Annotated in this window: 25 protein-coding genes and 1 riboswitch; of the genes, 16 read left to right on the forward strand and 9 right to left on the reverse strand. The window is 69.1% G+C overall.

Annotated elements, in window-relative coordinates:
* Positions 1–138: 138 nt before the first annotated feature.
* A complete protein-coding gene (gene groES, locus ACDP63_RS21205; RefSeq protein WP_019353022.1) occupies positions 139–426 on the reverse strand; it encodes a co-chaperone GroES in 288 nt (95 codons plus the stop codon).
* A 197-nt stretch (positions 427–623) separates the two neighbouring features.
* Between groES and ACDP63_RS21210 the strand changes: the two genes are divergently transcribed.
* From ACDP63_RS21210 to ACDP63_RS21250, 9 genes are all read left to right on the forward strand, one after another.
* Positions 624–1,925, forward strand: a complete 1,302-nt coding sequence (locus ACDP63_RS21210) for a glycosyltransferase family 4 protein (RefSeq protein ID WP_028710803.1) — start codon at positions 624–626, stop codon at positions 1,923–1,925.
* 61 nt (positions 1,926–1,986) lie between these two features.
* Positions 1,987–3,030, forward strand: coding sequence for a TraB/GumN family protein (locus ACDP63_RS21215; RefSeq protein ID WP_409928612.1), 1,044 nt, complete (start codon positions 1,987–1,989; stop codon positions 3,028–3,030).
* On the forward strand, positions 3,020–3,355 hold the full coding sequence (locus ACDP63_RS21220) for a DUF4440 domain-containing protein (protein ID WP_024845656.1): 336 nt from the start codon (positions 3,020–3,022) through the stop codon (positions 3,353–3,355). The genes ACDP63_RS21215 and ACDP63_RS21220 overlap by 11 nt, the downstream gene beginning before the upstream one ends.
* Positions 3,356–3,484: 129 nt before the next feature.
* Complete coding sequence (locus ACDP63_RS21225; RefSeq protein ID WP_024845655.1) at positions 3,485–4,405, forward strand: manganese-dependent inorganic pyrophosphatase; 921 nt, start codon at positions 3,485–3,487, stop codon at positions 4,403–4,405.
* A 15-nt stretch (positions 4,406–4,420) separates the two neighbouring features.
* On the forward strand, positions 4,421–5,290 hold the full coding sequence (locus ACDP63_RS21230; RefSeq protein ID WP_024845654.1) for a TIGR01459 family HAD-type hydrolase: 870 nt from the start codon (positions 4,421–4,423) through the stop codon (positions 5,288–5,290).
* Positions 5,291–5,398: 108 nt separating this feature from the next.
* Positions 5,399–5,842, forward strand: coding sequence for a MaoC family dehydratase (locus ACDP63_RS21235; RefSeq protein ID WP_024845653.1), 444 nt, complete (start codon positions 5,399–5,401; stop codon positions 5,840–5,842).
* A gap of 32 nt (positions 5,843–5,874) precedes the next feature.
* Entirely contained in the window at positions 5,875–6,804 is a 930-nt protein-coding gene (locus ACDP63_RS21240; RefSeq protein ID WP_024845652.1) for a bifunctional riboflavin kinase/FAD synthetase, read from the forward strand.
* Complete coding sequence (locus ACDP63_RS21245; RefSeq protein WP_024845651.1) at positions 6,804–7,244, forward strand: YcgN family cysteine cluster protein; 441 nt, start codon at positions 6,804–6,806, stop codon at positions 7,242–7,244. The genes ACDP63_RS21240 and ACDP63_RS21245 overlap by 1 nt, the downstream gene beginning before the upstream one ends.
* Positions 7,241–8,323, forward strand: coding sequence for a threonine aldolase family protein (locus ACDP63_RS21250; protein WP_024845650.1), 1,083 nt, complete (start codon positions 7,241–7,243; stop codon positions 8,321–8,323). Before ACDP63_RS21245 ends, ACDP63_RS21250 begins: the two co-directional genes overlap by 4 nt.
* On the opposite strand, the gene ACDP63_RS21255 is transcribed toward ACDP63_RS21250, so the two are convergent.
* The 3 genes from ACDP63_RS21255 to ACDP63_RS21265 are packed head-to-tail and all read right to left on the reverse strand — an operon-like array spanning position 8,320 to position 10,438.
* Positions 8,320–8,787 carry a CinA family protein gene (locus ACDP63_RS21255; protein WP_024845649.1) on the reverse strand — a complete coding sequence of 156 codons (468 nt, stop codon included), beginning with the start codon at positions 8,785–8,787 and terminating at the stop codon, positions 8,320–8,322. The genes ACDP63_RS21250 and ACDP63_RS21255 overlap by 4 nt on opposite strands.
* Entirely contained in the window at positions 8,784–9,281 is a 498-nt protein-coding gene (locus ACDP63_RS21260) for a phosphatidylglycerophosphatase A (RefSeq protein ID WP_024845648.1), read from the reverse strand. Before ACDP63_RS21260 ends, ACDP63_RS21255 begins: the two co-directional genes overlap by 4 nt.
* 14 nt (positions 9,282–9,295) lie before the next feature.
* Positions 9,296–10,438, reverse strand: a complete 1,143-nt coding sequence (locus ACDP63_RS21265) for a bifunctional 2-C-methyl-D-erythritol 4-phosphate cytidylyltransferase/2-C-methyl-D-erythritol 2,4-cyclodiphosphate synthase (RefSeq protein ID WP_409928613.1) — start codon at positions 10,436–10,438, stop codon at positions 9,296–9,298.
* Between the two features lie 147 nt (positions 10,439–10,585).
* On the opposite strand from ACDP63_RS21265, the gene rpiA reads away from it, so the two are divergent.
* The 4 genes from rpiA to hflC are packed head-to-tail and all read left to right on the forward strand — an operon-like array spanning position 10,586 to position 15,081.
* The gene (gene rpiA, locus ACDP63_RS21270) at positions 10,586–11,320 is read left to right on the forward strand and encodes a ribose-5-phosphate isomerase RpiA (protein ID WP_407672800.1); all 735 of its coding nucleotides are present in this window, start codon (positions 10,586–10,588) and stop codon (positions 11,318–11,320) included.
* Entirely contained in the window at positions 11,317–12,717 is a 1,401-nt protein-coding gene (gorA, locus tag ACDP63_RS21275; protein ID WP_024845645.1) for a glutathione-disulfide reductase, read from the forward strand. The genes rpiA and gorA overlap by 4 nt, the downstream gene beginning before the upstream one ends.
* A 58-nt stretch (positions 12,718–12,775) precedes the next feature.
* Entirely contained in the window at positions 12,776–13,981 is a 1,206-nt protein-coding gene (gene hflK, locus ACDP63_RS21280; protein WP_024845644.1) for an FtsH protease activity modulator HflK, read from the forward strand.
* A complete protein-coding gene (gene hflC, locus ACDP63_RS21285; protein WP_024845643.1) occupies positions 13,981–15,081 on the forward strand; it encodes a protease modulator HflC in 1,101 nt (366 codons plus the stop codon). Before hflK ends, hflC begins: the two co-directional genes overlap by 1 nt.
* 85 nt (positions 15,082–15,166) lie before the next feature.
* Here hflC and ACDP63_RS21290 read toward each other — a convergent pair whose 3' ends face one another.
* Positions 15,167–16,357 (reverse strand): AI-2E family transporter, encoded by a 1,191-nt coding sequence (locus tag ACDP63_RS21290; RefSeq protein WP_024845642.1) that lies wholly within the window; start codon positions 16,355–16,357, stop codon positions 15,167–15,169.
* Positions 16,358–16,549: 192 nt separating this feature from the next.
* Positions 16,550–16,681: riboswitch (TPP riboswitch) on the forward strand.
* A gap of 65 nt (positions 16,682–16,746) precedes the next feature.
* Here ACDP63_RS21290 and ACDP63_RS21295 point away from each other — a divergent pair.
* Complete coding sequence (locus tag ACDP63_RS21295) at positions 16,747–17,388, forward strand: TenA family protein (RefSeq protein ID WP_024845641.1); 642 nt, start codon at positions 16,747–16,749, stop codon at positions 17,386–17,388.
* Between the two features lie 3 nt (positions 17,389–17,391).
* Here the strand turns inward: ACDP63_RS21295 and ACDP63_RS21300 are convergent, their stop codons facing one another.
* On the reverse strand, positions 17,392–17,865 hold the full coding sequence (locus tag ACDP63_RS21300; protein WP_024845640.1) for an NUDIX hydrolase: 474 nt from the start codon (positions 17,863–17,865) through the stop codon (positions 17,392–17,394).
* Positions 17,866–17,937: 72 nt separating this feature from the next.
* On the reverse strand, positions 17,938–18,258 hold the full coding sequence (locus ACDP63_RS21305; RefSeq protein ID WP_024845639.1) for a TIGR02300 family protein: 321 nt from the start codon (positions 18,256–18,258) through the stop codon (positions 17,938–17,940).
* 148 nt (positions 18,259–18,406) lie between these two features.
* Here ACDP63_RS21305 and ACDP63_RS21310 point away from each other — a divergent pair, with 148 nt between their 5' ends.
* Both ACDP63_RS21310 and ACDP63_RS21315 read left to right on the forward strand, forming a co-directional pair.
* Positions 18,407–19,090, forward strand: coding sequence for a M48 family metallopeptidase (locus ACDP63_RS21310; RefSeq protein WP_024845638.1), 684 nt, complete (start codon positions 18,407–18,409; stop codon positions 19,088–19,090).
* Between the two features lie 45 nt (positions 19,091–19,135).
* Positions 19,136–19,780: a GntR family transcriptional regulator gene (locus ACDP63_RS21315; protein WP_024845637.1), complete on the forward strand. Its 645-nt coding sequence runs from the start codon at positions 19,136–19,138 to the stop codon at positions 19,778–19,780.
* A gap of 158 nt (positions 19,781–19,938) precedes the next feature.
* Here ACDP63_RS21315 and ACDP63_RS21320 read toward each other — a convergent pair whose 3' ends face one another.
* Together ACDP63_RS21320 and ACDP63_RS21325 are read right to left on the reverse strand one after the other, a co-directional pair.
* Positions 19,939–22,005: a TRAP transporter permease gene (locus ACDP63_RS21320; protein WP_024845636.1), complete on the reverse strand. Its 2,067-nt coding sequence runs from the start codon at positions 22,003–22,005 to the stop codon at positions 19,939–19,941.
* Between the two features lie 83 nt (positions 22,006–22,088).
* Positions 22,089–23,087: a TAXI family TRAP transporter solute-binding subunit gene (locus tag ACDP63_RS21325; RefSeq protein ID WP_024845635.1), complete on the reverse strand. Its 999-nt coding sequence runs from the start codon at positions 23,085–23,087 to the stop codon at positions 22,089–22,091.
* Between the last annotated feature and the right edge of the window lie 229 nt (positions 23,088–23,316).

Below are 23,316 nucleotides of genomic sequence, written 5' to 3' on the forward strand. Positions count from 1 at the left end.
TCGGGCCAAGCGTCACCTTGACCGCATCGGCCAGGATGTTCACGCCCTTCAGCATCCGGTCGCGCGCGTCGCTGTTGAACTTAACTTCTTTCGCAGCCATGTGCTCTGCTCCTTGAATGGGTTATCGGAAGGGGACGATCAGGCGATGATGCCCAGGATGTCGCTTTCCTTCATGATCAGCAGTTCTTCGCCGTCGACCGTGACCTCGGTGCCCGACCACTTGCCGAACAGCACGCGGTCGCCGGCCTTGACCGCGGGCGCGATCAGTTCGCCCGAATCCTTGCGCGCGCCTTCGCCCACGGCGATGATCTCGCCCTCGGCGGGTTTTTCCTTGGCGCTGTCGGGGATGATCAGGCCGCCCTTGGTCTTTTCGTCCGACTGGACGCGACGGACCAGAACGCGGTCGTGCAGCGGTTTGAAAGCCATAGTAGAACACTCCGGTGTTTCAGGTTGCAGTGTTGCAGCTGTTGGCACTCGGCTCGGGTGAGTGCCAATGGCAAACCATCTAGGCGCCTGCCCGCGGCCTGTCAACGGCCTGCAATCGGGAAATCCGCCATGAAATCCGCTTGACGGGCTTTCCGCGGCGCGGCTAGGCCCAAGGGGAAGCAGCGGGGGCGGAGCTTATGGTGGAACGGCGTCTGAAGGCCCTTGTCATTGCCGAGGCGGCGAACCCGGAATGGGTCTCGGTGCCGCTGGTGGGCTGGTCGCTGGCCCATGCGCTGCGCGACGTGGCCGATGTCCATATCGTCACCCAGGTCCGCAACCGCGATGCCATCCTGCGCGCCGGCCTGGTCGAAGGGCGCGACTTTACCGCCATCGACAGCGAGCGGCTGGCCGCGCCGATGTGGCGGCTGGCGGAAAGGCTGAGCATGGGCAAGGGCGTGGGCTGGACCATGAAGACCGCGGTCTCGACGCTGGGCTACGGCTATTTCGAGCGGCTGGTCTGGCGTGCCTTCGGCCCGGCGATCCGCGCCGGGCAATACGATGTCGTGCATCGGGTGACGCCGCTGACGCCCACGGCGAACAGCCGCATCGCGCCGCTTTGCGCCCGCGCGGGCGTGCCCTTCGTGCTGGGGCCGCTGAACGGCGGCGTGCCCTGGCCCAGGGGTTTCGACAGCGAGCGGCGGCGGGAACGGGAATGGCTGTCCTATGTCCGCGGCGCCTACAAGGCGCTGCCGGGCCGCGGCGCGATGCTGCGCCATGCCTCGGCCATCCTCTGCGGCTCGCTGCACACGCTGGGCGAGATCCCGGCGGGCTTCCGGGCCAAGACCGTCTGGCTGCCGGAAAACGCCATCGAGCCCGCGCGCTTCAGCCTGACCGCGCCGCAGCCCGGCACCTTGCCGCTGCGCGGCTGCTTCATCGGTCGGCTGGTGCCCTACAAGGGCGCCGACATGGCGATCGAGGCGGCGCTGCCCCTGCTGCGCGATGGCCGCATGGTGCTGGACATCGTCGGCGATGGTCCGCAGGCCGGGGCGCTGCGCGACCTGGTCGCGCGCGAAGGCGTTGCCCAGGCGGTGCGGTTCCACGGCTGGTTGCCGCATGCCGAGGTGCAGGGCGTCGCGGCGCGGGCGCAGCTTCTGGTGTTTCCCTCGGTGCGCGAGTTCGGCGGCGGCGTGGTGCTGGAGGCGATGGCGCTTGGCGTGGTGCCGGTGGTCGCCGATTACGCCGGGCCGGGGGAACTGGTCGACGATGCGACAGGCTTTCGCATTCCGATGGGCCGCCGCGCTGCGCTGGTGGCGGGGCTGCGCGAGCGGCTGGAGGCCATCGCCGCCGATCCGGCGGTGCTGGGCGTCATGGCGGCGGCGGGGCAGGCCCGCGTCATGCGCGACTTCACCTGGGCCGCCAAGGCCGCGCAGGTCGAGCGCATCTGGCGAGCGGTGATCGCCGGGGCGCCTTTGCCGCAGGAATTGCCGCTGCCGCGCTAGGCTGGCGCGTTGCCCGCACCCGTGCCATGCTGCACGCCACGCTGATGCAGGAACCGCCCCCATGCGCCTTACGCCGATCCTGACCGCCCTTTTTGCCGCCGTGACCCCGGCCTTGCCGGCCGCGGCGCAGGATTGCATGGGACAGAACCTGTTCGAGCGCATGCCGCCCGAGCGGCTGGCCGAACTGCACGCGGCGGCCGAGGGCGTGCCCTATCGCCATGGCCTGTTCTGGCAGGCCGAGAAGGGCGAGCAGCGGGTCACTCTGCTGGGCACCTATCATTTCGCGGATCCGCGCCACGATCTGACCATGGAGCATTTCGGCCCCGAGATCGACGAGGCCGCCCTGCTGATGGTCGAGGCCGGCCCCGAGGAGGAGGCGAAGCTGGCCGAAGCCATGGCCTCGGACCCGTCGCTGCTGGTCGATCCCGAGGAGCCGACCCTGCCCGAGCGTTTCAGCGACGTCGAGTGGAAGTCGCTTTCGGCCGCGCTCGAGGCGCGCGGCCTGCCGGCGGTGATCGCCAGCCGGCTGCGGCCCTGGTATGTGGCGGTCATGCTGGGGGTCTCGCCCTGCATGATGCGGGTGATCGAGGAAAAGGGCGACCCCGGAGGGCTGGATCACCTGCTGGTGGAGCGCGCCGAGGCCGCCGAGGTGCCGGTCCGCGCGCTGGAGCCCTGGGATACCGTATTCACCCTGTTTGCGGGCATGACCTCCAAGGAGGAGGAGGACATGATCCGCGCCGCCATGCCCGCCGCCGAATATGCCGACGATTACGCGGTGACGCTGGCGGACGCCTATTTCTCGGGCGACAGCTGGCTGATCTGGGAATTCGGCCGCTTCGACGCCTATGACAATTCCGGCCTGACCCGGGCCGAGGTCGATGAGCAGATGCGGCTGGCGCAGGAAAAGCTGATGGACCGGCGGAACGAAAGCTGGATCGAACCGATTGAACAGGCGGCGGCCGAGGCGGCCGGGCAGGGCAAGGGCCTGGTGATCGGCTTTGGCGCGCTGCACCTGCCGGGCGAGCATGGCGTGCTGCGGTTGCTGGAAAACAGGGGCTGGAACATCAGCCCGATCACGGTGGAGGGGATGGGCGATGGCGGATGAGCTTTGGCGCGAGGAACGCGAATTCTGGCTGGCGGGGGTGGCCGAGGCAGCGCGCAAGCTTGACGGCTCCTGCCTGATGGCCTTTCGGCCCACCGGCATCATGGACCGCGCCGCGGTGATCGCCGCGCTGCAATCCGCGCCGCGCTGGCAGGAAGTCACCATGGCCGAACGGGCCAGCATCGAGACCGACGAGGTCTGCGTGCTGGCCTATCGCGCCACCGCGCGCCGCGCCGGGGCCGAGACCTATCGCGCGCTTTGCACCACCACCTGGATCCGCCGCGCCGGCGACTGGCGCATCCTGCAGCACCAGCAGACCCCGGTCTGATCCCCGCCCGGCCGGACCCCGCGCGGCGGGCAAGGCGGCCCGGGCCGCGGTGCCGCCCGTCGATAGACATTGCCGGGCCGCGCCCCTATAACCCCGGCGAATTTTCCGCCCAAGCTTCAGGGGATCCCCATGATCAAGGTTTTCGGCCACAAGGCCCCCGACACCGATTCGACCGGCTCGCCCATCATCTGGGCCTGGTATCTGTCCGAAGTCCGCAAGACCCCGGCCAAACCGGTGTTGCAGGGCGAGCCGAACACCGAGGCCGCCTGGATGCTGGCGAAATGGGGCCTCGAGATGCCCGAGATCATCGCCGATGTGGCGCCGGGCGAGCAATGCGTGGTGGTGGACACCAACAACCCCGCCGAGCTGCCCGATTCGCTGGCCGAGGCCGATGTGATCGAGATCATCGACCATCACCTGCTGGCCGGCGGCATCCGCACGCGCCTGCCGATCAACATTACCATCCGCCCGCTGGCCTGCACCGCGACGATCATGCACGACCTGATCGGCGACGAGGATCTGGCCCGCGCGCCCCGTGCCATCAAGGGCGCGATGCTGACCTGCATCCTGTCGGACACGCTGGAGTTCCGCAGCCCGACCACCACGCCCCACGACCGTTTCGTGGCCGAGAAGCTGGCCAGGGATCTGGGCGTCTCGATCCCCGAATACGCGGCCGAGATGTTCGCGGCCAAGTCGGACGTGTCGGCCTTTACCGAGGAAGCCCTGCTGCGCATGGACAGCAAGGAATATGAGCTCGGCGGCAAGCAGCTGCGCGTCTCGGTGCTGGAGACGACCGCGCCGCAGGTGCTGCTGGACCGCAAGGCGGCGCTGATCGCCGCCATGCCGGCCGTCGCCGCCGCCGATGGCGCCGACGAGGTGCTGCTGTTCATCGTCGACATCCTGAACGAGGAGGCGACCCTGCTGGTGCCGAACGATTTCGTCCGGCAGGTGGCCGAGAAAAGCTTCAACGCGACGGTTTCGGGCGACAGCGTGGTCCTGCCCGGCATCATGTCGCGCAAGAAGCAGATCATCCCGGCCCTGGCCGTCTGAGCGAAGGACCGTTCCATGACGCAGATCATCCGCGCGCTCGACGAGATCGCCCCGAATTACGACGTCCTGTTCTGCGATCTCTGGGGCTGCCTGCATAATGGCGTCGCCGCCTTCCCGGCCGCGGTCGCCGCCTTGCAGGGCTTTCGCGCCCAGGGCGGGCGGGTGGTGCTGCTGACCAATGCGCCGCGGCCGCAGCAATACGTGGCCGCACAGCTCGACCGCATGGGCGTGCCGCGCGATGCCTGGGACGCCATCGTCAGTTCGGGCGACGCCGCGCAGGACGCCATGTTCGCCGGCGCCGTCGGCCGCCGGGTCTGGGCCATTGCCCAGCCCAAGGACGAGGGCTTCTTCACCGACATCCCCGAGGAATGGCAGGACGCCCCGGCCATCGAGCGCGTGGCGCTGGACGAGGCCGAGGGCATCGTCTGCTGCGGGCTCTTCGACGACCTGGTCGAGGTGCCCGAGGATTACCGCGCCCGGCTGATGCTGGCGCGCGAACGCGGGCTGAAGCTGCTTTGCGCCAATCCCGACGTGGTCGTGGACATGGGCGAAAAGCGGCTCTATTGCGCCGGGGCGCTGGCCGAGCTTTACGAGGATCTGGGCGGCACCTCGCTGTATTTCGGCAAGCCGCATCCGCCGATCTACGACCTGGCGCGCCGCCGGCTGGGGCTGTGCGAGGATGCCCGCATCCTGGCCATCGGCGACGGCATCGCCACCGACATCGCCGGTGCGGCGGGCGAGGGGCTGGATGCGCTGTTCGTCACCGGCGGCCTCGGCTTCGACCAGTTCGGCCCGGATGTGGAAAACCCAGACCCGGCGCGGCTTGCCGAATGGCTGGCGCTGCGGTCGCAGAACCCGGCCTACGCCATCGGCCGGCTGCGCTGAACGGTTCGGTAACAATCCGTCCTTTTGGATGGTGCCCGTGTTATTTTGTTGCGCGCCCCCGGTTTTGCTGCTATGCAGCATAAATCCACTCATCGGGAGCATTGAATGATGCTGGACAACCTTCCGCGCGGCACGATCGTCATCGAGGATCTCGAGGTCGGGATGATGCGCTACCTGCAGAAGGTAGTGACCGACGAGGATATCGAGATGTTCGCTCAGGTCTCGACCGACCGCAATCCGGTGCATCTGGACGATGACTATGCGCAGGACACCATCTTCGAGGGGCGCATCGCCCATGGCATGCTGACCGCCGGGCTGATCTCGGCCGTGATCGGCGAGCAGCTGCCCGGCCATGGCACGGTCTACCTGGGCCAGACGCTGAAATTCATGGCCCCGGTCCGGCCCGGCGACATGGTCCGCGCCGAGGTCACGGTCGAGGCGATCGACCACGCAAAGCGCCGCGTGACCCTTGCAACCCGCTGCCTCGTCGGCGATACGGTCGTCCTGAAAGGCGAGGCCGTCGTTCTGGCGCCAAGCCGCAAATTCGACTGACAGGGCCGGCCGCCGGCCCACCGGGGGCCCGATTGCGCATCCATCACGACTGGAAAGCTCTGCCGCTCGATGCCCGCGGGGCCACCGTCGCCATGGGCAATTTCGACGGCGTCCACCTGGGCCACCGCTCGGTGATCGACGCGGCGCGCGCCGCCTGCGACGCGGCGCTTGGCGTCATCACCTTCGAGCCGCATCCGCGCGAGTTCTTTGTGCCCGACGCGCCCCCCTTCCGGCTGATGAACGTGGAATCGCGGGCCAACCGCCTGGCGCGGCTGGGGGTGGACCACCTTTACGAACTGCCCTTTGACGCGGTGCTGGCCGGGCTTGCGCCCGAGGCTTTCGCGCGCGAGGTGCTGGTCGAGGGGCTGGGCGTGCGCCATGTCACCGTGGGCGCGGATTTCTGCTTTGGCCGCAAGCGGTCGGGCGATGCGCAGACCCTGGCGCAACTGGGGCGCGAGATGGGCTTCGGCGTCACCGTGGCGCCGCTGATCGGCGACGGTGCGCTGCAATACAGCTCGACCGCGATCCGCGAGGCGCTGGCCGAGGGCCGCACCCGCGACGCCGAGCGCATGCTGGGCCATTGGCACCGCATCGACGGCGAGGTGCTGCATGGCGACAAGCGCGGTCGCGACCTGGGCTATCCGACCGCGAACATGGCGGTCGAGGGGCTGCACCTGCCGGCGCTTGGCATCTATGCCGTGCTGGTCGACGTGCTGACCGGGCCGGACCGCGGCAGCTACAAGGGCGTGGCCAGCCTGGGCGTGCGCCCGATGTTCGGCGAGAACCGGCCCAACCTGGAGGTGCATATCTTCGATTTCTCGGCCGACCTCTATGGCCAGCACCTGTCGGTGGCGCTGGTCGAATACCTGCGTCCCGAGGCGAAGTTCGACGGCCTGCCGGCGCTGGTCGCGCAGATGGATCGCGACAGTGCCCAGGCGCGCGAGATCCTGGCGACCCGCTGATGCGCGAGCGGTTCTGGGAACTGCCGCTTGCGCGCCTCGACAAGCAGGAATGGGAGGCGCTTTGCGACGGCTGCGGCAAGTGCTGCCTCAACAAGATCGAATATGAGGATACGGGCGAGCTGGCCTTTACCCGCGTTGCCTGCCGGCTGCTGGACGGCCAGACCTGCCAATGTTCCAGCTATCATAACCGCCACGATTTCGTGCCCGATTGCGTCGTCCTGACGCCCAGGAAGCTCAAGGAGATCGCCTGGTGGCTGCCCTCGACCTGCGCCTACAGGTTGCGCGCCGAGGGCAAGCCGCTTTACGACTGGCACTATCTGATCTCGGGGGATCGCGAATCGGTGCATCGCGCCGGCGCCTCGGTGCGCGGCTGGACCGTCAGCGAGCTTTCCGTGACCGAGGACGATTGGGACGAGCATATCATCGAGGATCTTTCATGAGTTTCGCCTCGGACAATGCGGGCGGCGTGCATCCGCGCATCATGGCTGCGCTTGCCGCCGCGAACCAGGGCCATGTGCCCGCCTATGGCGAGGACAGCATCACCCGCGCCGCCCAGGACCGCTTGCGCGAACTCTTCGACGCGCCCGAGGCGGCGGTGCATTTCGTGGCCTCGGGCACGGCGGCCAATGCGCTGTCGCTGTCGCTGTTGGCGCCGGGCTGGGGCAAGGTCTTCTGCCATGCCGACGCCCATGTGCAGACCAGCGAGACCGGGGCGCCCGAGTTCTTTTCCGGCGGCGCCAAGCTGATCCCGATCCCTGGCGCCGGCGGCAAGATCGTCCCCGAGGCGCTGGCCGAGGCGCTGGTGGTCCATGGCCGCGATTCGGTTCATGCCGGGCGGAACGCGGCGCTGAGCCTGACCAATGCGACGGAATGGGGCACCGTCTATCGGCCGGACGAGGTCGAGGCGCTGGCCGCCATCGCCCGTGACGCCGGGCTGGGCCTGCATATGGACGGAGCCCGCTTTGCCAATGCGCTGGCCGGGCTGGACGTGGCGCCGGCCGACCTGTCCTGGCGGGCGGGTGTGGACATCCTGTCGCTGGGCGGCACCAAGGACGGCTGCATGGGGGTCGAGGCGGTGCTGATCTTCGACCCCGCGAAATCCGAGGAGTTCCAGTTCCGCCGCAAGCGGGCCGGGGCGCTTGTGTCCAAGCACCGCTACCTGGCGGCGCAGGTGCTGGCCTGGCTCGAGGGCGACCTGTGGCTGCAACTGGCGCGCCACGCCAATGCCATGGCGCATGAACTGGCGCTGGGTCTGGCGCGCCTGCCCGGCGTGCGCATCGACCAGCGTGTCGAATCGAACGCGGTCTTCGCCACCATCCCGGCCGATCTGCATCGCCGCGCCTGTGCCGGCGGCCTCTGCTATCACCTCTGGCCGCATACCCAGCAGCCGGCCGAGGACGAGCCGGTCGGCATCCGCCTGGTCTGCGGCTGGGACACCCGGCTCGAGGATGTAACCGGCGCTTTGCAGGCCCTGGCCGAGCCGAAGCCCCTCCGAGCCGAGCCGCAGGCCCTGGGCTAGGCCAGCGCCGCCTTCAGCAGCGCCAGCGCATGCTCCACGGTGGCGGCGCGCACCGCGGCCCGGCCGAGCGGGCCGAAATCCACCGTCTCGGTCCTGACGCCAAGGGCATCGGCAATGCCGAAGCAGACCCGGCCCTCGGGCTTATGCTCGGACCCGCCCGGCCCGGCAATGCCGGTCACGGCGACCGCCACGCCCGCTTGCGAGCGGGCCAGCGCGCCTTGGGCCATTTCGGCCGCGATCTCCTCGCTGACCGCGCCGTGGGTCTCCAGAGTCTCGGGGCGGATGCCCAGCATCTCGATCTTGGCGGCGTTGGAATAGGTGACGAAGCCGCGGTCCACCGCATCGGATGACCCGGGCACATCCGTCAGTCGCCCGGCGATCAGCCCGCCGGTGCAGCTTTCGGCGGTGGCGATCAACACCCCGCGCCGGCGTGCCAGATCCAGGACTTCGGCGGGGTCGGTCACAGCATCGGCTCCAGCACGGCGTGGTAGAGCCCGGCCAGGATGACCGAGACCACGCCGGCGAACAGGCCCGCCCACAGGTCGTCCGCCATCACCCCCAGCGTGCCGCCGCGCCGGTCCGCGCGCCCGACCAGCCAGGGCTTCCAGATGTCGAACAGCCGAAACAGCAGGAAGGGCGCGACGAATCCCGGCCAGGCCGCCAGGATCGAGACGCCCTTCTGCGCCAGCGGGATGACGGTGAAGCTCATCGCGAGCCATTGCCCGGCCACCTCGTCGATGACCACCCAGGACGGATCGCCCTCGGCGCTGTCCGCCAGCACCCGCGGCACCGCCCAGAAGCCCAGCAGCGTCGCCAGCACGAAACCCGCCGGCACCAGCATCGGGTGCAGCCATTCATAGGCGGCGACCCCCAGCACCACCGCGGCGGCCGAGCCCCAGGTGCCGGGCGCCGGCCGCAGGTGGCCGATGCCGAAGAAGGTTGCGATCGCCTTGTCCATGATTAACCCCCCAATTACCCCTTGACCAATGTGACGGTGGCCATGGCGGCGATGCCTTCCTCGCGCCCGGTAAAGCCCAGCCGTTCCGAGGTGGTGGCCTTGACGCTGACCCGGTCGGGCTCGACGCCGATGATCTCGGACAGGCGCAGCGCCATGGCGCCGGCATGGGGCCCGACCTTGGGCTGCTCGCAGATCAGCGTCACGTCGGCATTGGAGATCTCATAGCCCATCTGCCGCGCCAGCATCGCGGCATGGCGCAGGAAGATATGGCTTTCCGCCCCCTTCCATTGCGGGTCCGAGGGCGGGAAATGCCGGCCGATGTCGCCCTGCGCCAGCGCACCATAGATCGCGTCGGTCAGCGCGTGCATCCCCACATCGGCGTCGGAATGGCCCAAGAGCGCCTTGTCATGCGGAATCTTCACCCCGCACAGCCAGACATGATCGCCCGCGGTAAAGGCATGCACGTCGAAACCATTGCCAAGCCGGATGTCCATCGCGTCCCCCAGGATACGCTCGGCCCGTGCGAAATCCTCGGGCCAGGTCAGTTTCAGATTGTCCTCGTCGCCCGGTGTCACGGTGACGGGCAGGCCGGCGCGGATCGCCAGTTCCACGTCATCCGCCGCGCCCTCGGGATGGGCGCGATGCGCGGCCAGGATGGCGTCCAGCGCGAAACCCTGCGGGGTCTGGGCGCGAAACAGCCCCTCGCGGCTGGCGGTGGCGGTGACGCGCCCGTCCGCGGCCCGCCACAGCGCGTCGGTGACGGGCAGGGCGGGCGCGGCGGCGGGGGCGCCGGCGGCAAGCGCCGCGACCACGCCGTCGATCACGCGGGGCGAGACCAGCGGCCGGGCGCCGTCATGGATCAGCACATGGGTCACGCCGGCGCCCTCCAGGCTTTCCAGCGCGGCGCGCACGCTGCCCGAGCGCGTGGCGCCGCCCGCGACCAGCGTGACGGGGCCCGAAAGCTCCGCGACGCCATGCGCCATGTCTTCGGGCGCCAGCGTCACCACGATGCGCGGGAAGCCGGCAAAGGCGGCGATGCTGCGCCCGAGCACGGTTTGCCCGGCCAGGCTGCGCCATTGCTTCGGCAGGCCCGCGCCGGCGCGGGTGCCGCGGCCGGCGGCGGTGATGATGGCGGCATATGTGGCGGGTATGGTCATGGCCGCCAGATGTAGGTCAGCCGCCGCCCCGAGGCAATCGCCGCCGGTCAGGCGTTTCGTCGCGGCCAAAAGACGCAGCCGGTGGTGGCCCAAGGCGCGGCTTGTGCTTATAAGGACGGCCATGTGCCGCCTGCCATTCAGCCAAGGATTCCCGCCATGACCGATCCCGCCATCACCGATCTTTCCAAGGATGCCGCCGCCCGCGCCGCGGTGGCGCTGGTCGAGCCGGGGATGCGGCTGGGGCTGGGGACCGGCTCGACCGCGGCGATCTTCGTGCGCCGCCTGGCGCAGCGGGTCAGGGAAGAAGGCTTCGCGCTGCGCTGTGCCGCGACATCGAAGGCGACGGCGGAGCTGGCTGTCTCGCTGGGGCTGGCGATCGAGGAACTGGACGCTATCGGCTGGCTGGACCTGACCATCGACGGTGCCGACGAGGTGGACCCGGACCTGAACCTGATCAAGGGCGGCGGCGCCGCGCATCTGCGCGAAAAGATCGTCGCCACCGCCTCGGACCGCATGGTGGTGATCGCCGACCAGGGCAAGGTGGTGGACCGGCTCGGCGCCTTCCACCTGCCGGTCGAGGTGATTCCCTTTGGCTGGCAGGCGACCAGGACGCTGATCCAGCGCGCGCTGGACCGGCTGGAACTGACCCAGCGGCCGATCCTGCTGCGCAAGCGCGGCGACCAGCCGCTGCTGACCGACGAGGGCAACCTGGTGTTGGACCTGGCGCTGGAATCGATCCCCGATGCCGAGGCGCTGGCGGCGGAACTGTCCTCGATTGCCGGGATGGTTGAACACGGGCTGTTCCTGAATATCTGCGACCTGGCGATCATCGGCTGCCCGGACGGCTCGGTGGTGGAATTGCGGCGCGAGGACATGGCATGAAATTCGACTACGACCTTTTCGTCATCGGCGGCGGTTCGGGCGGGGTGCGCGCGGCGCGGATCGCGGCCAGCGAATACGGCGCCCGCGTCGGCCTGGCCGAGGAAAGCCGCATGGGCGGCACCTGTGTCATCCGCGGCTGCGTGCCCAAGAAGCTGATGATCTTCGCCTCGCAGGCCGGGGCGGCGGCGGCCGAATCGCGCGGCTATGGCTGGCAGGGCGCGGATCAGGGCCGCTTCGACTGGGCCGAGTTCCACGGCAAGCTGCTGCGCGAACTCGACCGGCTGGAGGGCGCCTATACCTCGGGGCTGGCGAATGCCGGGGTCGAGATCCACATGCAGCGCGCCCGGCTGCACGACGCGCATACGGTCGAACTGGCCGACGGCCAGCGCCTGAGCGCCAAGCATATCCTGATCGCGGTCGGCGGCCGGCCGCAGCGCCCCGACATTCCCGGCAAGGAACTGGGGCTGATCTCGGACGACCTGTTCACGCTCGACAGGCTGCCGGGCCGGGTGCTGGTGGTGGGCGGCGGCTTCATCGCCTGCGAATTCGCCACCATCCTGCAAGGGCTGGGCAGCGCCACCGTGCTGGCCTATCGCGGCGATGCGGTGCTGCGCGGCTTCGACGGCGAGATGCGCCGCCACGCCACCGAGCAGCTGCGCGCCATCGGCGTCGATGTGCGGCTGAACACCAACCCGGCGCGGCTGGACCGCGAGGGGGCGGGCGTCCGCGCAAGCTTCGAGGACGGCGAGAGCGAGATCTTCGACGCGGTGATGTTCGCCACCGGCCGCGCGCCCTATACCAAGGGCCTGGGGCTGGAAGACGCCGGCGTCAGGCTGGGCCGCAGGGGCGAGATCGCGGTGGACGAGTGGTCGCAAAGCTCGGTGCCCTCGGTCTTTGCCGTGGGCGACGTGACCGACCGGGTGAACCTGACCCCGGTCGCGATCCGCGAAGGCCACAGCTTTGCCGACACCATCTTCGGCGCCCGGCCGCGCAAGGTCGACCACCGGCTGGTGGCCAGCGCCGTCTATACCCGCCCGCATGAGGTGGCGACCATCGGCCTGACCGAGGAAGAGGCCGAGGCCTGCGGTCCCGCCGACATCTATGTCGCCAGCTTCCGGCCCATGCGCTCGCTTTTCGCGGGCTCGGATGCGCGGGCGGTGATGAAGCTGGTGGTGGACGGCGAGACCGACAAGGTGCTGGGCTGCCACATCTTCGGCCCCGAGGCCGGCGAGATGATCCAGATGGTCGCGGTGTCGATGGGCATGGGCGCGACCAAGGCCGATTTCGACGCCGCCATCGCCGTGCATCCGACCCTGGCCGAGGAGCTTGTGACCATGCGCAAGCCCTCGCGCCGCGTGGGCGCGGCAAAAATGGACAAACCCGCGGCATCGGCTTGATTTTCCGGCCGAAGGCACCAGTTTCAACCAGACAGACATCAAGCGAGGCACGAGAGGTATGGCAGGACAAGGCCCCTGGGGCGGCGGCGGAGATGACGGCAAGGGCGGCAGGCAGCCGCCGCAAGGGGGCGGCCAGCCCCCGTGGGGCAGTCCGGGCGGCGGCAGGGACGACCGGCCGCAGGGTCCGCGCCGCGGCGACCAGATCCCCGAGATCGAGGAACTGGTGCGCAAGGGCCAGGACCGGCTGCGCGTGCTGATGGGCGGCAAGGGCGGTGGCGGTGGCAACCGCGGCGGCGGCCCGCGCCGGCCGCAGGGCCCGCAATTCCAGATGAGCCGCGGCACCTGGGGCATCGCCGCCTTGGCCGTGCTGGCGGTCTGGGCCTTTTCCAGCTTCTACACCGTCAAGCCCGAGGAACGCGCGGTCGAGCTGCTGTTCGGCAAGCCCGTGGGCACCGGCGAGCCGGGCCTGAACTTCGCGCCCTGGCCCGTCGTCACCGCCGAAGTGGTGCAGGTCTCGGGCGAGCGGACCACGGAAATCGGCACCGGCCGCGCCGGGCCGATGGATTCGGGGCTGATGCTGACCCGCGACCAGAACATCGTGGACATGGCCTATCAGGTGGTCTGGAACATCTCGGACCCCGAGAAATTCCTGTTCAACCTGGCCGATCCCGACGACACCATCCGCGCCGTCTCGGAATCCGCCATGCGCGACATCGTGGCGCGTTCGGAACTGGCGCCGATCCTGAACCGCGACCGCGGCGCCATCGCCGACGACCTGAAGCTGGCGGTGCAGAACACGCTGAACGACTACGAGGCCGGGATCAACGTGCTGCGCGTCAACCTGGACCGCGCCGACCCGCCGCGCGAGGTGATCGACAGCTTCCGCGAGGTGCAGGCCGCCCAGCAGGAACGCGACCGGCTGGAGAAAGAGGCCGACGCCTATGCCAACCGCGTGCTGGCCAGCGCCCGAGGCGAGGCCGCCGCCGTGATCGAACGCGCCGAGGCCTATCGCGCCGAGGCGGTGAACAACGCCGAGGGCGAGGCGGCGCGCTTCAATTCGGTCTATGACGAATATGTCAAGGCGCCGGAGGTCACGCGCCGCCGGATGTATCTGGAAACCATGGAAAAGGTTCTGGGCGGGGTGAACAAGGTCATCCTGGACGGCGAGGCCGGGCAGGGCGTGGTGCCCTATCTGCCGCTGGATCAGCTGCGCAGCGGGGCCTCGGGCTCCGGCAACACCAATACCGGCGGGGGGAACCAGTGATGAACCGTGCAATCTCGCTTCTGGCGCTGCCCTTCCTGGTCGTGGTCGCGGTCCTGGTGATCTCGGCGCTCTATATCGTCGACGTGCGCGAAAAGGCCCTTGTCCTGCGCTTCGGCGAGGTGGTCGAGGTGCGCGAGGAACCGGGCCTGGGCATCAAGGTGCCCTTCCTGGACAACGTGGTGAAATACGATGCCCGCATCCTCGGTCTGCCGACCCCGCCGATGGAGGTCACGCCGCTGGACGACCGCCGCCTGGTGGTCGATGCCTTTGCGCGCTGGCAGATCACCGACGTGGTGCAGTTCCGCCGCGCCGTGGGCGCCGGCGGCATCGAATTCGCGCAGCGCCGGCTGGAGCCGATCGTGACCAACGCGATCCGGCAGGTGCTGGGCTCGGTACCCTCGACCACGGTGCTGTCGGACGACCGCACGCCGCTGATGAACCGCATCCGCGACCTGGCGCGCGACGACGCCCGCGACCTGGGCATCCGGGTCATCGACGTGCGCCTGACCCGGACCGACCTGCCCGAGCAGAACCTGACCGCGACCTATGCCCGGATGCGGGCCGAGCGCGAGCGCGAGGCCGCCGACGAGATCGCCCGCGGTGGCGAGGCCGCGCAGCGCGTCCGCGCCGCTGCCGACCGCACCGTGGTCGAGCTGACCTCCGAGGCGCGCAAGCGCGCCGAGGTGGTGCGCGGCGAGGCCGATGCCCGCCGCAACGCCATCTATGCCGAGGCTTTCGGCCGCGATCCCGAGTTCTTTGCCTTCACCCGCTCGATGACCTCCTATGAGCGGGCGCTGAAGGGCGAGAACAGCTCGCTGGTGATCCAGCCGCAGGGCGAGTTCTTCGACTACCTGCGCAATGACGGCGCGGACCGGGCCAATCCGGTGCCGGTGCCCCGGCCGGCCTCCACCCCTGCCGCATCGGACGAGACCGAGACCCAGGGCGCGCTGGCACCGGGCGAGGCGGTCGCCCCGACCGAGACCAATCGCGAGGGCGAACCGCTGGGCGCCGGCGCCGGCGTGACGCTGACGCCGCTGCCGGAATCGCTGGCCAGCCCGCCGCAGGAAGAGCCGGTGGTGCCGCCGGCCTCGGCCGACTGATCCGCGGGACGAACGGCACAAAAGGAAAGGCGGGACGCATCCACGTCCCGCCTTTTTCATGTCCCGCCTTTCATTCAGGCGCCGGTCACTCCAGCCCGATGAGCTTGCTGTCCTGGCGCTGTTCCTCTTCGGAAAGTTCGCGCTGCCATTCCCGCCAGATCGAGACCAGCAGCGCCATCAGCACCGGGCCGACGAACAGCCCGACGATGCCCATGGTCTTGACCCCGCCGATCAGGCCGAAAAACGTGGGCAGGAACGGCAGCTTGACCGGGCCGCCGACCAGGACCGGGCGGATGGTCTTGTCCACCACGAACAGCTCGCAGGTGCCCCAGATGAACAGCGCCGCCCCCTCGACGGGCGAGCCGCTGGCCACCAGATAGGCCGAGACCAGGGTGAAGGACAGCGGCGCCCCGCCGGGGATCAGCGCCATGAAGCCGGTGATGACCCCGAAGGTCACCGGCGAGGGCACGCCGGCCAGCCAATAGGCGACGCCCAGGATCACCCCCTCGCCGATGGCGATCAGCGTCATGCCGGTCACGGTCGAGCTGATGGTGGCGGGCACGACGCGCGACAGCCGGCTCCAGCGGTCGGGCAGGATGCGGCGGCCGACCTGGTCGATCTGCGCCACGATCTTGTCGCCGTCGCGATACAGCACGAACAGCGTGATCAGCATGAACAGCAGGGTCAGCGCCAGGTGGAAGGCCAGCGTTCCCGCCGTCACCGCGCCGCGATAGATCGCGCCGATATTCGAGCCGCTGACCAGCTGCACGATCTCGCTGATGCCGCCGGGTCGGCCGATATAGGTCTGCCAGTTCTCGTCCAGCCAGTCGCCGACCTGCGGCAGTTCGACCATCCAGCCCGGCGTCGGCGCGCCCGAGCTGTTGATCAGGATGGCCCAGTTGATCCAGTCGCGCAGTTCGCGGAAGGCATAGATCAGTGCCATGGCGATGGGGATCAGCAGGAAGCAGACCAACACCAGCACCAGCAGCGTCGCCGCGCCGGTGCGGCCCAGGTTCAGCTGATAGGCCGCGCGTTCGCGCAGGGGCCAGCTGGCCAGCGCGATCACCATGGCCGCCAGCACCGGCACCAGGAAGCCGTGGAAGAAATAGATCGAGGCCGCCACGATGGCCAGCAGCAGCCAGCGCGCGGCCGAGATATTGGTCAGCAGGGGAGGCCGGTGCAGCCGCAGCCCGACCTGTTTCGGGCTCTGCCGCGGTGCGGCGGGATCGTTCAGCTCTGTCGCGGTCGTGGGTTTCGGCATTTCGCCTGTCGTCATGGTCCCGATCCTGGCAGGGGACGGGGTAGTGCCCGCCCTGCCGTAACGAGATAACATCTGGCCCCCGGCTGCAAGCTGGAATGCCGCCTCGGGCCCGGCCAGCCACGCATTTCGCGGCTCACGATTCTGTGGGCGGAACGATGCCCGCCGCGCCCTGCGGGAGGTGACAGCCGCCGCCCTCCGCGCTAGTCTGGCGCCACCAAGGGGAGCCCCGGCAAGGGGCTGAGAAACCGCTGGCCTTACGCAACCTGGCGACGGGCGGCGCGGTGACCCTTCGAACCTGACCCGGATCATGCCGGCGGAGGAATGGGAATGATCGACCTGCCTTTTGCCGGCCTTACCCGCAAGGCCGCCCGCAGCGACGGCCTTGCCCCAGCCATGAGGGCATGATGACCGAAAGCTTCTTCGAAACCCTGCGCCGGGAATGTGCGACGGAATGGTCCGCCGCCGTCGGCCACCGCTTCGTGCGCGAACTGTGCGACGGCAGCATCGCGGATGCGGTGATGGCGCGCTACCTGGTGCAGGACCACCGTTTCCTCGACGCCTTCCTGACGCTTCTGGGCGCGGCCATCGCCTCGGCCGACCGCTTCGAATCGCGGCTGCGCTTCGGGCGCTTCGCCGGCATGGTCTCGGGCGAGGAGAACGACTATTTCCTGCGCGCCTTCGCCGCGCTCGGCGTGGGCGAGGCGGACCGTGCCGCCATTCCCGACAGCGCGCCCATGGCGGGATTCCAGGCGCTGATGCGCGAGGCGGCGGCGACGCGTGCCTATCCCGCCGTGCTGGCGGTGCTGAACGTGGCCGAGGGGCTTTATCTCGACTGGGCCATGCGCGCGCCTAAGCCGCTGCCCGAGAATTTCGTCCACGCCGATTGGATCACGCTGCACGACAACCCGTTCTTTCGCGATTTCGTGGGCTTCCTGCGGGATGAGTTCGACCGCGCCGGACCCGAGGCCGCAGAGCAGGCGCGGGATTTCTTCCGCCGCGCGGTCACGCTGGAACTGGCATTTTTCGACGATGCCTATGCAGTTTAGCCGTCAGTCCTCGATGATTTCGATGTCGGGCGGGCTGCCGGGCGGCCCGCTTGCGCGATAGTCCAGCACGATGCGCGCAAGCCCGACCGGGGCCAGCCGCTCGGATGTGTGGCGCATCTCGTCAAGGCTCCACCAGCGAAATTCGCGGATGGTGCCGGCCTCGGGGGCGTCCTGGACCGCCGGGGTGAAAGCGGCGGTCTCGATCAGGAAATAATCCTCGGCTTGCCGCCAGCGCCGCTGGTGCAGCGTCATCGCCACGCGGCGGCGCCAGACCAGCGGGCCTAGGGCGGGCAGGGCGAATCCCAGTTCCTCGGCCAGTTCGCGGCGCAGGGTCTGTTCCGGCGTCTCGCCCGGTTCCGCGCCGCCGCCGGGGGTGATCCACCAGTCGCCGCCACCGTAATCGACCCGCATCAGCAACACCCGGTCCTGCGGGGTCAGCAGGATGGCGCGCATGGCCTGTCTGTCGATGGTCCGCATCGTCCTTGCCATGAAAAAAAGGCCCCGGCGGCGCGGTCGCGCTCCGGGGCCTGGGTTGGTCAGGAAAGGGGGTTATTCGTCGTCATTGTCCGGCACGTCGGCGATGTCGTCCAGCGACATGTCGCCGTCATCGTCATCGTCCAGCAGATCGTCGTCCAGATCGCCGGTATCGGCGTCATCGTCCAGATCCTCGTCATCGGCCAGATCTGTCTGGTCCGTGTCACGCGAAGCGGTCTTTTCCGAGATCAGCGAGCGCGAGCGGCCGTTGGTCAGGCTTTCCACGGTAAATTCCGCGCCGCAGGCCGGGCAGGTCATCGGATCGTTCATCAGGTCGTAAAAGCGCGTCGCGCAATGGGGGCAAAGGCGTTTCGTGCCCCATTCCTCTTTGGGCATGGTGTTCTCTTTCTGCCGCGTTCAGCTAAATCCGCTGTCCCCTGCCACAGCCGGGGCAGGCTGTCAAAGCCTTTTCCCCCTTGCGGGCGGCCGGTGGTGCGGGGGAAAGATGGGCAGAGGCACGGCCCTTCGCAAGATGGGGGAACGGATGGACAGGATTCTGGTCGGTGGCGACATCCCGGTGACGCTGCGGCGCTCGGCCAGGGCGCGGCGCATGACCCTGCGCGTGGTGCGCGCGGGGGGCGAGGTGGTGCTGACCCTGCCCAGCCGCGCCAGCCTGTCGGACGGCCGCGCCTTTGCCGAATCGCGGACCGAATGGCTGCGCCAGACCCGCGCCGGGATGCGGCCGCTTTGCGCCGTGGAACATGGCGCCCTGCTGCCGGTCGAGGGGCGCCCGCGCCGGATCGTGCCCCATGACGGGCGCCGGGTCGAGCTGTCGGACGCGCTGTTGCTCGTGCCGCAGCGTCGCCCCGCGGGCGTGCTGGTCGAGGTCTGGCTGAAGCAGCTAGCCCAGGCGCGGCTGATCGCGGCCTGCGACCGCCATGCCGCGGCCCTGGGGCGCGGCTTCCGGGCGCTGGCGCTGCGCGATACGCGCTCGCGCTGGGGCAGCTGTACCCATGACGGGCGGCTGATGTTTTCCTGGCGGCTGGCCATGGCGCCGCCCGAGGTGCTGGACTATGTCGCCGCGCATGAGGTGGCCCATCTGCTGCACATGGACCATTCGCCCGCCTTCTGGGCCGCGACCGGCCGGCTGATGCCCGATTATGCGCGCCATCGCGACTGGCTGCGCCGGCACGGGCATGAACTGCTGGCATGGCGCTTTCGTCCCTGATCGGGGCGGCTTGACGGCGCCCGGATTTGTGATCACAGATGGCGCATGACAGCTTCGCGAACCTCGGAAAGTTCGGCCCATGAGCGGCTTTATCGCAACCTGCGCCAGCGCATCATGCTGGGCGAATTGCCGCCGGGCCTGCCGCTGACCCTGCGCGGCATCGCCGCCGAGCATCGCGTCTCGATGACCCCGGCGCGCGAGGCGGTGCGGCGGCTGGTGGCCGAGGGGGCGCTGTCGCTGTCCTCCTCGGGGCGGATCGCGACGCCGGAACTGTCGGTCGAGCGGATCGAGGAGCTTGCCGCGCTGCGCGGGCTGATCGAGCCGGAGCTGGCCGCCCGCGCCCTGCCGCGCGCCCACCAGGCCCTGATCGAGCGCATGGCCGTCATCAACGCCGCCATCGGCGAGGCGGCCGAGCGTCACGATGCCGTGGGCTACATCCGCACCAACCTGGAGTTCCACCGCCTGCTTTACCTGCGCGCCCAGGCCCCGGCGATGCTGGCCATCGTCGAGACGGTCTGGTTGCAGCTTGGCCCGACCATGCGGGCGCTTTACGGCCGGATGAAGCGCAATGAGCCGCCGCGCCATCACCGCATGATCCTGGCCTCGCTGCGGGCCGGGGACGAGCCGGGGCTGCGGCTTGCCGTCCGTGCGGATGTGACGCACGGGTTGCGTCATCTGGGATCGACCTAGGCTCGGCGTGCTTGTCAGCAGGCGCCGCAAGGCGCCCGCTGGAAATGCCCTGCCTGATCTGGGGACAGCGGCGCGGCGGCGACCAGGACCGGCAGACCGTCCATGCCGGCCCTGGTGCCTTGCGGCGGATCGGGGTGCCCCGCGGCCTATTGCGCCACTTACCCGGCCGGTTCCGGGCTGGGGCCGGAGCGCCCGGCGAGATACTGCCGCAGCAGCACCATGCCGAGGATCGCGGCGCCGATGGCGGTGGAAACGATTTCGGGTGCGATCATCATCAGTGCCGCGGCGGGCAGCAGCATCCGCTCGACCAGCAGCAAGGGCCCCAGCATCCAGTTGGTGATCGCGGCCGACAACGCGATGATGCCCAGCACGGCGCCCGAAAAGGCCAGCAGGAAATCGGGCAGGGTGAAGGATTGCGTGACCAGCAAGAGCGAGGGCGAGAAGACGAAGACGAAAGGCACCATCGCCTTGCCCATGGACAGCCGGAAGGCGGTGTTGCCGGCCTTGAAGCCGTTGGCCCCGGCGATCCCGGCCCCGGCATAGGCGGCCAGTGCCACCGGCGGGGTCACGTCGGCCAGCACGCCGAAATAGAACACGAAGAAATGCGCCACCAGCGGCTCGATATTCATCATGCCCAGCACCGGCGCGGCGACGGCGACCATGATGATGTAATTCGCCGTCGTCGGCACGCCGCAGCCCATCAGCACGCAGACCACCGCGGTCATCAGCAGCGTGAACAGCAGCGTCAGCGTCTGGATGCTGAGCAGCTCGAAGGGCAGCACCGCCAGCAGGCCATGGAAGGAGGTGGCCCAGTCCTGCGCCACGCTGGTGACCATGAAGGCGATCTTGAAGCCGACGCCGGTCAGGGTCACGACGCCGATCACCACCCCGACCAGCGCCGCGGCCGCGGTCACGGCCAGCGATTGCCGGGCGCCGGCGACGAAGCCCTCATAGATGCCGGCGGCGGTTTCCTTGACGCCCTCGATGGCGCCCGACGCCATCACCCGCTGGATCAGATAAACCGCCATGCAGGCGGTGATCGCCCAGAAGGCCGACAGGAAGGGCGTGCGGCCCGACATCAGCATCCAGACCAGCAGGACCAGCGGAAAGACCGACAGCCAGCCCTCGCGCAGCACCTTGCCGGCCTTGGGCAGCTCCTCGGCGCGCAGGCCGCGGATGCCCAGCCGCTTGGCTTCCAGGTGGACCTGGACCAGCACGCCGAAGAAATGCATGAAGGCGGGCACCACGGCGGCGATCAGGATGGTGCGCAGGGGGATGCCCAGGTATTCGACCATCAGGAAGGCGACGGCGCCCATCACCGGCGGCGTGATCTGCCCGCCGGTCGAGGAGGCGGCCTCGACCGCGGCGGCGAAATGGCGCTTGAAGCCGATCTTGATCATCGCCGGGATGGTCAGCGCCCCGGTGGTCACGGTATTGGCGATCGACGAGCCCGAGATCGTGCCCAGCATGGCCGAGGACACCACCGAGACCTTGGCCGGCCCGCCGGCGAAGCGGCCGGTCAGCGCGGTGGCCAGGTCGATGAACAGCTGCCCCAGGCCGATCTTCTGCGCCATCACCCCGAACAGCACGAAATGGAACACATAGGTGGCGATCACCCCCAGCGCGGTGCCGTAGATGCCCTGCGAGGTCAGGTAGAGATGGTTGACGATATTGGCCCAGTCCGCTCCGGGATGCACCAGGATGCCCGGCATCGACTTGCCGAAATAGGCATAGGCGATGAACAGCGCCGCGATGACCGGCAGCGGCCAGCCCATCGAGCGGCGCACCGCCTCCATCAGCACGATCAGCAGCACCGTGCCCATGGCGATGTCGATCGCCAGCGGGTTGCCGACGCGGAATTGCAGCTGGGCATAGATCCACGGCACGTAGAAGGCGCTGACCGCGCCGCCGATGGCCAAGAGCCAGTCCGTCACCGGCACGCCGAGGATGGCGAAGCCGTCGGTCCTGTGGCGGTTGCGCGCCAGGAACGAGAAGCTGAGATAGACGATGAACAGCGACACGCCCATGTGCAGCCCGCGATGCGTGGTCGCGCGCGGGATGCCGAAGCCGGCCGTATAATAGTGATAGGCCGCAAGCAGGAACAGGACGATCCCCGACAGCACGGCGATGGGGCGCGTCACGGTGCGGAAACGCGCCTCGGGATCGTATTCCTCTTCCAGGGCGCGAAGCTCGTCGTCGGTAAGCGGGCGGGTTGGCTCGGTCATGCGGTTTTCCTGCCGTTCGGTTCAGGGGCAAAGGACGCGGACCGGGGGGCCGGCCGCGTCCTTTCGTCAGCTTGCGGCCAGGCTCATTCGAGCTTGCCGGCCTCCTTGTAGAAACGCTCGGCGCCCGGATGGAAGGGGATGCCCGCGCCCTCGGTCGCATTGTCCAGCGTGATCAGCTTGCCCTTGGCATGGCCGGCGGCGAACAGCTTTTGCGTATTCTCGTTGTAAAGCGCCTGGGTGATGCCGTGGATCAGCTCCTCGGGCTGGTCGGCGCTGGTCACCAGCTGCGCCCCGACCGAGATCGTGGCGACATCGGCATCCTGGCCTTCGTAGGTGCCGGCCGGCACGGTATCGGCGGCGAAGAAGGTGTAGGTTTCGCGCAGCTTGTCGACCTCGGCGCCGGTGATCGGCACCAGCACCACGTCATGCTGGCTGGCCAGCTCGGCGATGGCGCCGGCCGGATAGCCGCCGACGAAGAAGAAGGCATCCATGGCGCCGTCGCGCATCCGGTCGGCCGCCTGGTCGGGCTTGAGATATTCGGGCCGGATGTCGGATTCCGACAGGCCGAAGGCCTCGAGGATGATCTTGGCATCGACCAGCGTGCCCGAGCCCGGCTCGTCCAGCGACACCCGCTTGCCCTTGAGGTCGGCGACCGAGGCGATGCCGGCATCGGCCCGCGCGACCAGGTGGATGCTTTCGGGATAGAGGTTGGCGATCAGCCGCAGTTTCTCGACCGCCGGCTGGCCTTCCCACAGCCCGGTGCCGGTCTGCGCCCAATAGGCGACGTCGGACTGGCTGAAGCCCGCCTCCATCGCGCCGCCGTTGATGGCGTTCACGTTGCCGACCGAGCCGTTCGAGGCCACTGCCGTCGCCACCAGCCCCGGCACCCCGCAGGAGCCGCCATCCTCGCAGGCGCGCGAGCCGGGCGGGTTCGAGATCGCATTCGCGATCAGCCCGCCGATCGGGTAATAGGTGCCCGCCGTGCCGCCGGTGCCGATGCGGAAGAACGACATCTCCTGCGCCGCCGCGGCCTGGCCGAAGGCGGCGATGGCGAAGGCTGCGACGATTGTCCTGAGTCTCATGGCATGTCTCCGTTTTCCTCGTGGTCCGGGCCGAGGCTAGGCAGAGCCGGCACGCAAGGCAACCGCTGGATGCGCGAAGATGCGCCGCTCACGCGACGTCTCGGCCCCCGGCTCCCGGTTTTTTGGGGGGCGGTTTTCGCGGGCCTGGCTGGCGGCGGTGGCGGGCGGATCTGTTCTTCCGGTGCCGGCGCCGTCTTGATATGGGGCCGATTCCCGCCTAGCACCCGGC

Source organism: Paracoccus sp. P2 (genome assembly GCF_046335115.1).
Lineage (GTDB): Bacteria > Pseudomonadota > Alphaproteobacteria > Rhodobacterales > Rhodobacteraceae > Paracoccus > Paracoccus pantotrophus.